This is a genomic window from Aeromonas sp. 130281 (genome assembly GCF_056642115.1).
In genome coordinates this window covers 1,292,755-1,305,645 of sequence record NZ_JBWVQS010000001.1, presented here as the reverse complement: position 1 = coordinate 1,305,645, position 12,891 = coordinate 1,292,755, and the positions used below count along the sequence as shown (strand labels likewise).

Below are 12,891 nucleotides of genomic sequence, written 5' to 3'. Positions count from 1 at the left end.
TAAAAAAGAGGCGCCCAAGGGCGCCTCTTTTTATGTTCTTAACATGCTCAGAGCTTGCGCGCCCAGGGGTGGGCGCGGGGCCGCAGCACCAGTGCCAGGCCGAGCAGCAGGGCGGCCAGCGCGTACATGGGCCAGCTGCCAAAGCGCAGGTAGGGGGTCGCGCCGTGGGCGGGACGCACCTCGGTTCTCAATACCCCCGCCTCGAACTGGGGGATCTGGGCGATGATGCTGCCGTCTATCTCGGTGACTATGGTGATGCCGGTGTTGGTGTCTCGCAGCAGCGGACGTGCCAGCTCCAGGGCGCGCATCCGGGCGATCTCCATGTGCTGCCAGGGGCCTATGCTGGTGCCGAACCAGGCGTCGTTGGAGACGGTCAGCAGGAAATCGGTGTCCGGCTGCACGTTGCGGCGCACCTCGTCCGGGAAGATGATCTCGTAGCAGATGGCGGCGGCGAACTTGAGCCCCTTGGCGATCAGGTTCGGCTGCACCGCATCTCCCGGGCTGAAGGAGGACATGGGCAGGTTGAAGAAGGGGGCTATGGGGCGCAGCAGATCTTCAAACGGCACATATTCGCCGATGGGCAGCAGGTGGTACTTGTAGTAACGGTTCTTGTGCTCGTAGTGATAGGACTCCTTGCCGTCCAGATCCTGCACCCCCATGCCGAGCACTGTATTGAAGAAGCGCTGCTGCTTCAGATCGTAATGGATGATCCCCGCCAGCAGGCCGGTGTCATTCACCTTCATCGCCTTGTCCAGGCTCTCCAGATAGGTGCCCATCTCCTTCTCGATGGCCGGGATCGCCGATTCAGGCCAGATGATGATGTCGGCGTCCTGATTCTCGCGGCTGAGATCCTGATAGGTGCGCACCGTGGGGATCAGGGCCTCGGGATCCCACTTGAGGGACTGGGCTATGTTGCCCTGCACCAGGGCCACCTTGACCGGCTCGCCCCGGGTCACCCAGTTGAGCTGCATCAGCCCCTGGGCGGCACCGACCAGCACGACGGGCAGCAGCAGCCAGGCGGGCTTGCGGCTCTGCCAGGTGAGCCAGAGGGCGGAGGTGGTGAGCAGCAGGGCGAGCGTGATGCCCTGCACCCCGAGGATGGGAGCGAAGCCCTTGAGGGGGCCGTCTATCTGGGTGTAGCCAAACCAGAGCCAGGGATAGCCGGTCATCACCCAGCCCCGCAGCCAGTCTGCCATCAGCCAGAGCGCCGGGAAGGCGAGCAGCCAGCGGCTCCAGTGGCGGCCGCCAAAGAAGCGGGCGAAGACCCAGCAGGCCAGGGTCGGGTAGAGGGAGAGATAGGCGCAGAGGCCGGCCAGCAGCACGAAGGCGGCGGGCAGCGGGATGCCGCCAAACTCCGTCATGCTGACATGGATCCACCACTGTCCGGGCAGAAACAGCCCCATGGCATAGCCGAAGCCGCGCCAGGCCGCCTGCTTGGGGTTGGCCTTGTCCAGCAGGGCATAGAGGCCGAGCAGGGAGAGGATCACCAGAGGCCAGTAGCCGAAAGGGGAGAAGGCCAGCACGGCGATGGCGCCAGAGGCCAGGGCGAACAGGCTTGTCAGAAGTTTCGATTTCACGGGGGATCGGGGCTCGAATTGGGCTGAATAATGTGGAATGGCCGACATCTTAACCGCAAACCGCGCCAACGGCGAGCCTCCCGGCCAGCCGGATGTCGAAGGGGCGCGCAGCAAGAGAATGGGAAGGCGCAAGGGCGGCAGAATGACAAACGCCCCTGAGAGCAGGGGCGTTGATTGACGACGCGGGGAGGGCGGGATCAGGACTCCGGCTGGGCCGCCGCGTGATTCTCCGGGATCTTCACCTGCAACTGCTGCAGGCGGCGCCTGTCCGCGTGCATCACCTTGAACAGGTAGCCGTCCAGCTCAATCTCCTCGCCCTTCTTGGGCAGGTGGCTGAAGGCGTGCATCACCAGGCCGCCCACGGTATCCACCTCTTCATCGCTGAACTGGGTGCCGAAGAAGTCATTGAAATCCTCGATCTCGGTCAGGGCGCTGACGGAGAAGACCCGCTTGCTGATGCGGCGGATCTCTTCCGGCTCATCCTCGATGTCGTCAAACTCGTCGTCGATCTCGCCGACGATAAGTTCCAGTATGTCTTCTATGGTCACCAGACCGGAGACGCCGCCGAACTCGTCCACCACTATGGCCATGTGGTAGCGCTCTTCGCGGAACTCCTTGAGCAGGCGATCGACCCGCTTGCTCTCCGGCACTATCACAGTGGGGCGCAGGATCTTCTCGAGTTGCAGCGGCTCGCTGGCGTGATGGCCGCCAAAGCCGAACGGCAGCAGATCCTTGGCGAGCAAGATGCCCTCCACGTGATCCTTGTCTTCGTTGATCACCGGGAAGCGGGAGTGGCCGGATTCGATGATGACGGGCAGGAAGTCGTCCACCGGCTGGGACTTCTCTATGGTCACCATCTGGGAGCGGGGGATCATGATGTCACGCACGCGCAGCTCGGCAATTTCGAGCACGCCTTCGATCATGTCTTTGGTGTCCTGATCGATGAGGTCACGTTCTTCCGCATCGGCGATGACTTCCACCAGATCGTTGCGGTCTTTTGGCTCGCCCTGGAAGAGTTGGCTGAGCTTGTCGAGCCAGGTTTTCTTCGGCGAGCCGGTACTAGGGTGATCGTCGGTCATTTTCTCTCTTGGTTACTCGTGTGAACACAGGGGATATTGTCTTGGTTATATAAGGATGACAGCGGCGTGTTTCAATGCCGTGATCGCCTCGTCAGCCCTTACTCTTCATCATTTAGATAGGGGTCGGGGAAACCGAGTTCCTGCATGATGTCGCGCTCGAGCGCCTCCATCTCCTCGGCCTCCTCGTCCTCGATATGGTCATAACCTAGCAGATGCAGACTGCCGTGCACAACCATGTGAGCCCAGTGGGCCATGAGGGGCTTGCCCTGTTCGACCGCCTCGGCCTCGACCACCTGGCGACAGATCACCAGATCCCCGAGCAGGGGGAGTTCCATGCCGGGGGGGGCTTCGAACGGGAAGGAGAGCACGTTGGTGGGCTTGTCCTTGCCGCGGTAGGTGTGGTTGAGCTCGCGGCTCTCCGCCTCATCCACCAGACGCACCGTCACCTCGGCCTCGTCCTGGAAACCCGAAATGGTGCCATCGAGCCAGCCTTGCAGCTGGGCTTCGGTCGGCAGGCCGTCGGTGCTGGCGCAGGCCAGCTGCAGATCCAGGGTCACGCTCATTGGGCACTCTCTTTGCTGGTGTTCTCGTTGCGGGTATTGGGGGCGCTCTTCTCGGCCGCCTGCTGGGCGTCGAACGCCTCGTAGGCCTGCACTATGCGGGCCACCACGGGGTGGCGGACCACATCTTTGGATTCGAAGAAGTTGAACGACAGGCCATCGACCCCCTGCAGTACTTCCAGGGCGTGGCGCAGGCCGGATTTGGTACTGCGCGGCAGATCCACCTGGGTTATGTCGCCGGTGACCACCGCCTTGGAGTTGAAGCCGATGCGGGTCAGGAACATCTTCATCTGCTCGGTGGTGGTGTTCTGGGCCTCGTCCAGGATGATAAAGGCATCGTTCAAGGTTCTTCCGCGCATATAGGCGAGCGGCGCCACCTCTATGATGTTGCGCTCCATCAGCTTCTCGACGCGCTCGAAGCCCAGCATCTCGAACAGGGCGTCGTAGAGGGGGCGCAGGTAAGGGTCCACCTTCTGGGAGAGATCCCCGGGCAGGAAGCCGAGCTTCTCACCGGCTTCCACCGCCGGGCGGGTCAGCAGGATGCGGCGGATCTCCTGGCGCTCCAGGGCATCCACGGCGGCGGCCACCGCCAGATAGGTCTTGCCGGTACCGGCCGGGCCTATGCCGAAGCTGATGTCGTGGCGCACTATGTTGGCGATGTACTGGGCCTGGTTCGGGCTCCTCGGCTTGATGAGGCCGCGCTTGGTCTTGACCGTCACCTCCTTGCCATAAGGCTGGGATGAGACCGCATCATCGTCCTGCTCCAACACACGGGACTCCTGCACCGTCAGGTGCACCATCTCCGGGGTGATGTCATTCACCTTGCCCCCCTTGAGGGGCTGGGTCTCCACATAGAGGTGCTTGAGGATGGCGGCCGCCGCATCAATCTGGGCCTGCTTGCCGAGCACCTGAAAGTGGTTGTCACGGTAGCTTATCTCGATGCCGAGACGGCGCTCCAGCTGCTTGAGGTTGTCGTCAAAGGGGCCGCACAGGCTGGCGAGACGCAGGTTGTCGGCGGGCTCCAGGTGCAGATTCAGGGTCGAGATGTGTCGGCTCAAAATGTCCTCGTATCGGCTGTTCCCCCCGCCCTCGGGAGGGGGGAGAAAATTAATGGGGTCTGAAGGCCGCCACCCCGAGATCATCGGGGACGTTGTCCGGGCGGCGAGCCAGGATTTCGCTCGGCGCGGTGGCGATGCGCAGATTCATCTCGTCCTCGCCGCGGATGAAGCGGCCACGCAGGGAGTAGGGGCGCACGTCGGTGATCTCCACGTCGGCGAAGCCGCCGATGAGGCGGTGCGGCCCCTCGAAGTTGACCACCCGGTTGTTCTCGGTACGGCCACTGAGCTGCATGGGATCCATCTTGGAGGGGCCCTCCACCAGGATGCGCTGCACCGAGCCCAGCATGGCGCGGCCGATGAGCATGGACTGGTGGTTGATCTGGTTCTGCAGGCGGGTGAGGCGGGCCTTCTTCACCTCCATGTCGACGTCGTCCGGCAGATCGGCGGCCGGGGTGCCGGGGCGCGGGCTGTAGATGAAGCTGAAGCTCATGTCGTAGTTGATCTCCTCGATGAGCTTCATGGTGGCCTCGAAGTCCTCGTCCGTCTCGTTCGGGAAGCCGACGATGAAGTCGGAGCTCATGGTGATGTCGGGACGGGCGGCGCGCAGGCGGCGGATCTTGGACTTGTACTCCAGCACTGTGTGCGGGCGCTTCATCATGATCAGGATTCGATCAGATCCGCTCTGCACCGGCAGGTGCAGGAAGCTGACCACTTCCGGCGTGTCCTTGTAGACCTCGATGATGTCGTCGGTAAATTCGATGGGATGGCTGGTGGTGTAGCGAATGCGGTCGATGCCGTCGATGGCGGCCACCAGGCGCAGCAGCTCGGCGAAGGTGCAGTCATTGCCATCGAAGGTCGGGCCGCGGTAGGCGTTGACGTTCTGGCCGAGCAGGTTCACCTCGCGCACCCCCTGCTGGGCGAGCTGGGCGATTTCGTAGAGCACGTCGTCGAGCGGCCGGCTCACCTCCTCGCCGCGGGTGTAGGGCACCACGCAGAAGGAGCAGTATTTGGAGCAGCCTTCCATGATGGAGACGAAGGCGGTGACCCCCTCGGCGCGGGGCTCCGGCAGGTTGTCGAACTTCTCTATCTCGGGGAAGGCGATGTCCACCTGGGCGCCGCGTCCCTCCTGGACCTGCTTGATCATGGCGGGCAGGCGGTGCAGGGTCTGGGGGCCGAAGACGATGTCCACATAGGGCGCCCGGCTGCGCAGGGCTTCCCCTTCCTGGGAGGCGACACAGCCACCTACGCCTATCACCAGTCCCGGTTTTTTCAGCTTGAGCTTCTTCCAGCGACCGAGCTGGTGGAACACCTTCTCCTGGGCCTTTTCACGGATGGAGCAGGTGTTGAGCAGCAGGACGTCTGCCTCCTCGGGCTCTTCGGTCAGCGTGTAGCCATTGCTGGCGTCCAACAGGTCGGCCATCTTGGACGAGTCGTACTCGTTCATCTGGCAGCCCCAGGTCTTGATATGAAGTTTCTTGCTCATTGCTACTCTTGACTGTGTTTGAGATCGGCAGGGTCAAAGGACCGGCCATTTTACTCCGCAATCCCGGTGCTGACCAGTCTGGGGCCGCGCCGCCGCCATATGGCCTGGCCCGTCGCGGCAATTGCCCGCCTGACGCACTGTTTATCCGGTCTCCTTGCGTTATCATGCCCCATTCGGTTCGCCCCTCTCTTCCTTGTTCGGGGCGACCCCTTGCAGGAATCAAGTCATGGAACAGTGTGATATCGCCATCGTCGGCGCCGGCATGGTGGGCGCCGCCACCGCCTGCCTGCTGGCGGCAGAGGGTCTCAACGTGCGGGTCATCGAGACCCGGTTGCCGGAACATTACGCCCCGGATCAGCCGCTGGATCTGCGGGTCTCCGCCATCAGCCAGGCCTCGGTGGTGCTGCTGGACAAGGCCGGTGCCTGGTCGCATCTGCAGCAGATGCGGCTGTGCCCCTACCGCCGGCTGGAAACCTGGGAGCTGGACGGCTTTGCCACCCGCTTCGACGCGGCGGATCTGGGGCTGCCCCAGCTCGGCTACATCATAGAGAACCGGCTGGTGCAGCTCGCCCTGCTGAGGCGAATGGAGGATTTCCCCAACATCCAGACCCACACCCCAGCGGCTGTGGTCCGGCTGCAGCAAGGTGCCGAGCACGCCAGCCTGCAGCTCGATGACGGCACCGAGCTGCAGGCGCGCTGGGTGCTGGCCTGCGACGGCGCCGAGTCGCTCACCCGTCGCCTCGCCGGGATCGGGGTGTCGCGCTTCGAGTACCGCCAGCACTGCATGCTGATCAATATCGACACCGAGTTCGAGCAGGATGACATCACCTGGCAGCAGTTCACCCCGCAGGGCCCGCGCGCCTTCCTGCCGCTGCCCGGCCGGCACGGCTCCCTGGTGTGGTACGACAGCCCGGCCCGCATCCGGGCCCTGGCCGCCATGAGCAACGAGGCCCTGGCCGCCGAGGTGCGTCGCCACTTCCCGGCCCGGCTCGGCGGCTTCCAGGTGACTGGCAAGGGGAGCTTCCCCCTGGTGCGCCGCCACGCCAACCACTACCACGCCGGACGGGTGCTGCTGCTCGGCGACGCCGCCCACACCATCAATCCGCTGGCGGGGCAGGGGGTCAACCTCGGCTTCAAGGACGTGGCCTGCTGGGCCGAGCTGCTCGGCAAGGCGGGGGCTGACTGGCACGACATCACCCTGGCCAGCCGCTACGAGCGGCGTCGGCGCCCCGACAACCTGCTGATGCAGTCTGGGATGGATCTCTTCTACGGGGTGTTCAGCAACGACATAGGGCCGCTGCGCCTGACCCGCAACCTGGCCCTGACCCTGGCGGACAAGGCGGGCCCGCTCAAGGAGATGGCGCTGCGCTATGCTCTGGGGCTGGTGTAAGGGGCCGGATATTGACGCCGAGGAGGCAGACCCATGAACAAGGCATTGCTGGTGATCGACTTTATCAACGACATCGCCCACCCGGACGGGCGCATCGCCGCCTCGGCGGCCCATGTGCAGGAGCAGGATGCCATTCTCCATGCCAACCAGGCGCTGGCCCATGCCCGAGCCAGGGGCTGGCTGGTGGTGCTCATCAAGGTCGGCTTCGATGGCGGCTATCTGCTGCAGCCCAAGGGCTCCCCCATGTTTGGCCGGGCCCACCAGCTCGGCGCCCTCTCCCTGGCTGAGGCAGGCACTGACTTTCACCCCGAGCTCGACGTGCAACCCGGGGATCTGGTGCTGACCAAGCCCAGGGTCAGTCCCTTCTACGGCACGGCGCTGGAGCCCGCACTGCGGGCCAATCACATCGATCACCTCTATCTGTGCGGCGTCAGCACCGGCTGGGCCATTCAGGCCGCTGCCCGGGATGGCCACGATCGGGACTACGCCATCACCATACTGGAAGATGCCTGCGCCGCCGCCGATGCCAATGAGCACCATGCCTCCCTGCGCCAGCTCGGCCGCATCGCCGAGGTGATCAAGGTGGCCCGGCTGGCCTGATCCCCGCGGCAGGCGGAGCTTGTTCACTGTTTTGACATTTTGTCTACGGCCCCCTGTCGGGCCGCATGCATTTTGGGCAACATGAAACGAGTATCTCTGGCCACAAGGATGGGGACATGCGTTATCAGGGACGGATAGTGCGCTGGAACGAGACGCGCGGCTTTGGTTTTATCGTGCCCGAGAAAGGGGAAGGCGAGCCGAAAGGTGCCGAGCTGTTCGTGCATATCTCGGCATTGCAGTGTGATGGCTTGCCTCCCATGGCGGGAGAGCGGGTCTCCTACCTGATTGGTACCGGTCAGGATGACAAACCCAGGGCAGAGCAGGTGTACTTCCCCGATCGGCCCCTGTCACTGGTGCCGGGAGCCAGCGCCGTCAGGGGACGGTCCTCGCCTGCGCGCGATGAATCCATCAGTACGCCAAGACCTCGCACCCAGCCCTCCTATAGGCGCAAGGGCAATTGGCGTGGCAAGCTCATCCTCTTGCTGGTGCTGGCGGGCCTGTTTTCCATCTACTCCCGCTTCTCGGACGAGTCGGTCTTGCCGCTACCAGTCTCCTCTTTCAGTCAGGATGACGTCAGCTCTCCCCATAGCGTGTCGCAGTCATCCACCTTTCTCCGTCAGTGCGATGGCAGGCAGCATTGCTCCCAGATGCGCTCCTGCGAGGAGGCAACCTGGTTCCTGCAAAATTGCCCGAATACCAAGATGGACGGGGAGGGCGATGGCATTCCCTGTGAAGATCAGTGGTGTGGTCATTGAGTACTCCATAACGAACCGAATCACATGACTTGGGAAGTCTCCCCCTTCCTTGATGTAGGCTCGAATATGTTGGCCCCAACTTCCATCAAAAGCGTCATGTAGTCGCCGCCTCCGGGTGCATGGCCCTGACCAGGGTCAGGAAGCGATCCCGAATGGGATCCGCAAAGTCGGGGTTCCACACCAGGCTTATCTCCCACTCGGACCAGGGGCCGGACAGGGGATAGAGGGTCACGTCCTTGCCCGCGATGAAGCCGACGCTGCGGGGCAGTATGGCGTTGCCTATGCCGGCGGCCACCAGGGCCACCAGGGTCTGGATGTCTTCCGCCTCCTGGATCATGCCGGTCAGCCGGTTGGCGCCGAGGAAACGGGCGATCTGCTGGCTGAGGCCGGGGCAGCGGTGGCCCACCATCTGCAACAGCGGCTGCGTGGTCAGCGCCCGCTCCACGTCGAACGCAGCCGGATCCGGCCCCGTCATCTGGCTCGGCACGGCCAGCACCAGCCGATCGGTCAGCAACCTGTGCTCCCGCAGCTGTGGCGCCTGCGGCCTTCGCATAAAGCCGATCTGCAGCCGCCCCGCCAGCAGCAGATCGTGCTGGACGGCGGAGGTCATGTCCTGCAGGTGCACCATCACATCCGGGGCCTGCTGCTTGAAGCGGGCCACCAGGGAGGGGGCCAGTGCGAAGCTCGACAGCCCGAACCCTATCTTGAGGCGCCCGGCTGCGCCACTCGCCAGCGCCAGGGCGTGGTGCTCGAATCCCTTGCCGTGTTCCACCAGGGCGCGGGCCTGGGGCAGCAACTGGGTGCCGATGGCGGTCAGCTCGGCGCCGTGGCGGCCCCGGTTGAACAGGGTGCTGCCGAGCGCCAGCTCCAGCCCCTGGATCTGCTTGGTCAGCGCCGGTTGCGTGATGAAGAGCCGACTGGCGGCCTCCCGGTAGTTGGCGGTCTCGGCCAGCATGACGAAGGCCTGCAGCTGTCTTAAGTCGAATTTCATTCCATTTGGTTATCCAATGTGGCGATTTATTGATTATAAATTATCTAACACCCTTGTTCTAATGGTCTCGAAACGGGCCTTTGGCCCTCTGACCAGCCACAAGGAGTCATGTCATGTCGAGCGGACGCTATCTGTTCTTGATCAAGGGAAGCCTGGTAATGGCCCAGCCACTGGCGGCGCCGGAGACGGGGGAGCTTCTGACCAGCCTGTTGCAGCAGGGATTTGCCGTCGGACCCCTGCCGGTGTGGGCGAGCAATACCGAGCAGGCGCTCGCCTGCTATGAGCAGTCGGCCCAGCGACAGGCCTTCGTCGACGTGCTGGCGGGGAGAACCGCATGACCATGCTCACCCTGAGGGCCGAGGCCCTGCTGCTGGACATGGACGGCACCCTGGTGCACTCCACCACCGAGGTGGAGACCGTCTGGCGGCTCTGGTGCCAGGGCCATCGGCTGGATCCCGCGCCTGTGCTGGCCATGTGCCACGGGGTACGCTCGCGGGAGGTGATACGCGCACTGGCGCCACAGCTGGATCTGGCCAGGGAGGTGGCCCTGCTCGACGAGCTGGAGATCCAGCATGCGGGGGTGGCCGAGCCGATCGCCGGGGCACGCACCCTGCTGGCAGCCCTGCCGCCGGCGCGCTGGGCGCTGGTGACCTCCGCGAGCCAGCGGGTGGCGCGGCACCGCCTGGCCAGTGCCGGGTTGCCGTTGCCGAGATGGTTGATCGGGGCAGAAGATGTGGTGCGGGGCAAGCCGGATCCCGAGCCTTACCTGCTCGCGGCGCGCCGACTTGGCCTTGCCCCCGCCGACTGCCTGGTGTTCGAGGATGCCCCGGCGGGGATACGCAGCGCCCTGCAGGCCGGTTGTCAGGTGGTGCAGATCGGGGGCGACAAGCGGTTCGATGGCGGGGTCAGGGCGCGGCTGGAGGACTGGCGGCAGATCCGGCTGACCGAGGACGAGGCTGGCCTGCAGCTTTGCATGGCAAGCCTGCTGCCGGACTGAGGCTGCCCTCTTTGAGTCAAGGGGGATCCGAGTCCATGGCGGGCGCCGCATCCCCCGAGCACCTGTCTGCCTCGTGCAGTTCCACCCGGTTGCGGCCATGATGCTTGGCCCGATAGAGGGCCTGGTCGGCGCGGGAGAGCAACCTGTCCAGGTTGAAGTGACCCTGGTGCTGGCAGGCTATTCCTATGCTCACAGTGACCGAGACCGGTTTGCCTTCCCCATCCAGAACCTTCAGCCGGGCAACCGCCTCCCGTAGCCGCTCGACCACGTCCAGTGCCCGGGCCCCGGTGGCATCGGGCAGCAGCACCGCAAACTCCTCGCCCCCCAGCCGGCCGAACAGGTCTTCCTGGCGCAGATGCTGGTTCACCGTGGTGGTGAAGGACTTCAACAGCCTGTCGCCCGTCTCGTGACCATGGCGGTCGTTGATGCCCTTGAAGTTGTCCAGATCCAGCATGCAGACCGCGAGGGGGCGTTTCCCCCGTTCCAGCTTCTCCGCCATCTGTTCGGCACCGGGCCAGAAGCCGGCCCGATTGAGGACGCCGGTGAGGTGATCGTGGTGCGCCAGGTATTCCATCCTGCGCAGCAGGTTATTGCGTGTCGCCATTATGCTGGCGGCGGTGAGCGGGGTGAGGGCAATCAGCATGACGCCGATCCGCACCGAGAACATCCAGTACTGGGTCTGGACATCCTGACTGATGGTCAGGTAGCCGTTGGAGAGGGCGAGCAGGATCAGGGTGCTGAAGGAGAGCGAGAGCAGGCTGGTGGCAAAGATGGAGTAGTTGATGGCGCACCAGAGCAGGGCCGGGACCGGGAAGGCAATGGAGCCAGGCCCCTCGATCAGCAGGGTCAGCAGCAGGGTGCCAACCAGGCTCAGCAGGGGCAGCAGCCTGCGCCAGGAGATATTCGTCTGATACAGGAGGCGGCGCCAGTCCGGCAGTGTACCCGGCGGGGGCAGGGTCAGGATCACCGGCAGTATGGCCATGTAGTTGACCAGTTCGCTGGCGAACCAGAAGCCGAGCCCGTAGAGGTGTGAGCCCTGAAACAGCATGGGGTTGATCGCCGCCCCCACCAGGCCGGCGGCGAGGGAGGCCGCCATGGCGATCAGCAGCAGATAGACGATGGAGGCGGGCCGCCGGAGCCGCTTGTCTTCGAGATCCAGCCGGCGGAACAGCAGGTAGCCGACGCTGACGCCAGCCAGGTTGCCGAGGGTGAGCAGTGCCGTCTTGAGGGGGGGATCCTCGGTGAACAGGGAGGCGAGCAGATAGCCCAGCAGGCCCCCCAGCCAGCCTGGGGCCGAGGCCAGGCGCGGGTAACGCAGCAGCATGCCGAGCAGGACGGCATTGGCGGGCCAGAAGGCCGCCAGCAGGCTGGGAGGCCGGGTGAAGATGCCGACAAGTGAAAACAGCAGGATGATGGTGGCGACACAGAGCAGGGCAAACAAGGGATAGAGAGTGGACAAGATACGCTGGCGTCTGGCTTCTCCCATGCGTCTCTCCTGAGGGCGGTTGGCGTGATAGCCCTGAGTATGGTTGCACACCATGGAAAATGCGGGGGGAAGCTGGGGCAAAGGCCCCCTCGGCGAGGGGGCCTGAGGGGTTAGCCGAAGACCCGGAAACGGACCTCGTCATCCATGAAGGTCTTGTCACCGGCCGGTTGCTCTATGCTGCCAAAGGGCATCTGGGCACGGAGCAGCCAGCTGGCGGGCAGGTCCCACTCCTTGCGGACCGCCTCGTCGATCAGCGGGTTGTAGTGCTGCAAGGAGGCGCCGATGCCTTCCTGGGCCAGGGTGGTCCAGACCGCAAACTGGGCGATCCCGGTGGCATGTTCGGACCAGATGGGGAAGTTGTCGGCATAGAGGGCGAACTTCTGCTGCAGATCCTGGATGACGGCGGTGTCCTCGAAGAACAGCACGGTGCCGAAACCGGCGCGGAAGCTGCCGTTGACCTTGGCTTCGCTCTGGGGATAAGCCTCTGGCGGTACAATCTTTTTCAGTTCAGCTTTGACGATGTCCCACAGCTTGTGGTGCTGCTCGCCAAACAGGATGACGGCACGGGAGCTCTGGGAGTTGAAGGAGGAGGGGCTGTGCTTGACGGCATCCTTGATGAGGGCCGTCAGCTGGGCCTCGGAATGGGTCACCTGGTCACCCAGGGCATAGATGGTACGACGTACTTTGATCTGTTCGATAAACGGACTGCTCATAACATCTCCTTGGTTGATGAATCGTGGCTGCCAGCGTTGCCGACAAAGGTCATCTGGCTCCGATTTCTCGAGTGATGGACTATAACACCTTCTGTGCAAGAAACCGTCAACGCTGGGTGATGACTGTTTCTACTTTTTATGGATATTCACATGACCAAAGCGGGTATGACCCCTTGATGTCTTTGTTGTCATTAACGGTGGG

Annotated in this window: 13 protein-coding genes; 5 read left to right on the top strand and 8 right to left on the bottom strand. The window is 63.9% G+C overall.

The annotated features are described in order from the left end of the window. Positions 1–47: 47 nt before the first annotated feature. The 5 genes from lnt to miaB all read right to left on the bottom strand — a co-directional run bounded on the left by lnt (position 48) and on the right by miaB (position 5,757). A complete protein-coding gene (gene lnt / locus AC1IN8_RS05860) occupies positions 48–1,625 on the bottom strand; it encodes an apolipoprotein N-acyltransferase (RefSeq protein ID WP_247625731.1) in 1,578 nt (525 codons plus the stop codon). Between the two features lie 149 nt (positions 1,626–1,774). After that, positions 1,775–2,656, bottom strand: a complete 882-nt coding sequence (corC, locus tag AC1IN8_RS05855; protein ID WP_005329827.1) for a CNNM family magnesium/cobalt transport protein CorC — start codon at positions 2,654–2,656, stop codon at positions 1,775–1,777. 98 nt (positions 2,657–2,754) lie between these two features. Beyond that, positions 2,755–3,219, bottom strand: a complete 465-nt coding sequence (gene ybeY / locus AC1IN8_RS05850) for an rRNA maturation RNase YbeY (RefSeq protein WP_247625732.1) — start codon at positions 3,217–3,219, stop codon at positions 2,755–2,757. Continuing rightward, positions 3,216–4,274, bottom strand: a complete 1,059-nt coding sequence (locus AC1IN8_RS05845; protein WP_202046502.1) for a PhoH family protein — start codon at positions 4,272–4,274, stop codon at positions 3,216–3,218. Before AC1IN8_RS05845 ends, ybeY begins: the two co-directional genes overlap by 4 nt. Before the next feature lie 49 nt (positions 4,275–4,323). Continuing rightward, the gene (gene miaB / locus AC1IN8_RS05840; RefSeq protein WP_479758352.1) at positions 4,324–5,757 is read right to left on the bottom strand and encodes a tRNA (N6-isopentenyl adenosine(37)-C2)-methylthiotransferase MiaB; all 1,434 of its coding nucleotides are present in this window, start codon (positions 5,755–5,757) and stop codon (positions 4,324–4,326) included. Positions 5,758–5,983: 226 nt separating this feature from the next. Between miaB and AC1IN8_RS05835 the strand changes: the two genes are divergently transcribed. The 3 genes from AC1IN8_RS05835 (at position 5,984) to AC1IN8_RS05825 (ending at position 8,502) form a co-directional block, all read left to right on the top strand. After that, positions 5,984–7,147: an FAD-dependent monooxygenase gene (locus AC1IN8_RS05835; protein WP_479758351.1), complete on the top strand. Its 1,164-nt coding sequence runs from the start codon at positions 5,984–5,986 to the stop codon at positions 7,145–7,147. 33 nt (positions 7,148–7,180) lie between these two features. Beyond that, a complete protein-coding gene (locus tag AC1IN8_RS05830; protein ID WP_202046499.1) occupies positions 7,181–7,747 on the top strand; it encodes a cysteine hydrolase family protein in 567 nt (188 codons plus the stop codon). A 116-nt stretch (positions 7,748–7,863) separates the two neighbouring features. Then, a complete protein-coding gene (locus tag AC1IN8_RS05825; RefSeq protein ID WP_479758350.1) occupies positions 7,864–8,502 on the top strand; it encodes an excalibur calcium-binding domain-containing protein in 639 nt (212 codons plus the stop codon). A 94-nt stretch (positions 8,503–8,596) separates the two neighbouring features. Here the strand turns inward: AC1IN8_RS05825 and AC1IN8_RS05820 are convergent, their stop codons facing one another. Beyond that, on the bottom strand, positions 8,597–9,493 hold the full coding sequence (locus tag AC1IN8_RS05820) for a LysR family transcriptional regulator (protein ID WP_479758349.1): 897 nt from the start codon (positions 9,491–9,493) through the stop codon (positions 8,597–8,599). A 113-nt stretch (positions 9,494–9,606) separates the two neighbouring features. Here AC1IN8_RS05820 and AC1IN8_RS05815 point away from each other — a divergent pair, with 113 nt between their 5' ends. Both AC1IN8_RS05815 and AC1IN8_RS05810 read left to right on the top strand, forming a co-directional pair. Continuing rightward, on the top strand, positions 9,607–9,831 hold the full coding sequence (locus tag AC1IN8_RS05815) for a hypothetical protein (protein WP_479758348.1): 225 nt from the start codon (positions 9,607–9,609) through the stop codon (positions 9,829–9,831). Then, positions 9,828–10,490: an HAD-IA family hydrolase gene (locus AC1IN8_RS05810; RefSeq protein WP_479758347.1), complete on the top strand. Its 663-nt coding sequence runs from the start codon at positions 9,828–9,830 to the stop codon at positions 10,488–10,490. The genes AC1IN8_RS05815 and AC1IN8_RS05810 overlap by 4 nt, the downstream gene beginning before the upstream one ends. A 16-nt stretch (positions 10,491–10,506) precedes the next feature. Here AC1IN8_RS05810 and AC1IN8_RS05805 read toward each other — a convergent pair whose 3' ends face one another. After that, complete coding sequence (locus tag AC1IN8_RS05805) at positions 10,507–11,976, bottom strand: sensor domain-containing diguanylate cyclase (protein WP_479758346.1); 1,470 nt, start codon at positions 11,974–11,976, stop codon at positions 10,507–10,509. A gap of 110 nt (positions 11,977–12,086) precedes the next feature. Beyond that, positions 12,087–12,689, bottom strand: coding sequence for a nitroreductase family protein (locus AC1IN8_RS05800; RefSeq protein ID WP_139435787.1), 603 nt, complete (start codon positions 12,687–12,689; stop codon positions 12,087–12,089). Positions 12,690–12,891 lie beyond the last annotated feature (202 nt).

Excerpts from the sequence above, each read along its gene's own strand:
- AC1IN8_RS05815 (WP_479758348.1), top strand. The coding sequence starts at position 9,607 with ATGTCGAGCGGACGCTATCTGTTCTTGATCAAGGGAAGCCTGGTAATG.
- ybeY (WP_247625732.1), bottom strand. The coding sequence starts at position 3,219 with ATGAGCGTGACCCTGGATCTGCAGCTGGCCTGCGCCAGCACCGACGGC.
- AC1IN8_RS05835 (WP_479758351.1), top strand. The coding sequence starts at position 5,984 with ATGGAACAGTGTGATATCGCCATCGTCGGCGCCGGCATGGTGGGCGCC.
- lnt (WP_247625731.1), bottom strand. The coding sequence starts at position 1,625 with ATGTCGGCCATTCCACATTATTCAGCCCAATTCGAGCCCCGATCCCCC.
- AC1IN8_RS05825 (WP_479758350.1), top strand. The coding sequence starts at position 7,864 with ATGCGTTATCAGGGACGGATAGTGCGCTGGAACGAGACGCGCGGCTTT.
- AC1IN8_RS05805 (WP_479758346.1), bottom strand. The coding sequence starts at position 11,976 with ATGGGAGAAGCCAGACGCCAGCGTATCTTGTCCACTCTCTATCCCTTG.
- miaB (WP_479758352.1), bottom strand. The coding sequence starts at position 5,757 with ATGAGCAAGAAACTTCATATCAAGACCTGGGGCTGCCAGATGAACGAG.
- AC1IN8_RS05820 (WP_479758349.1), bottom strand. The coding sequence starts at position 9,493 with ATGAAATTCGACTTAAGACAGCTGCAGGCCTTCGTCATGCTGGCCGAG.
- AC1IN8_RS05810 (WP_479758347.1), top strand. The coding sequence starts at position 9,828 with ATGACCATGCTCACCCTGAGGGCCGAGGCCCTGCTGCTGGACATGGAC.
- corC (WP_005329827.1), bottom strand. The coding sequence starts at position 2,656 with ATGACCGACGATCACCCTAGTACCGGCTCGCCGAAGAAAACCTGGCTC.
- AC1IN8_RS05830 (WP_202046499.1), top strand. The coding sequence starts at position 7,181 with ATGAACAAGGCATTGCTGGTGATCGACTTTATCAACGACATCGCCCAC.
- AC1IN8_RS05800 (WP_139435787.1), bottom strand. The coding sequence starts at position 12,689 with ATGAGCAGTCCGTTTATCGAACAGATCAAAGTACGTCGTACCATCTAT.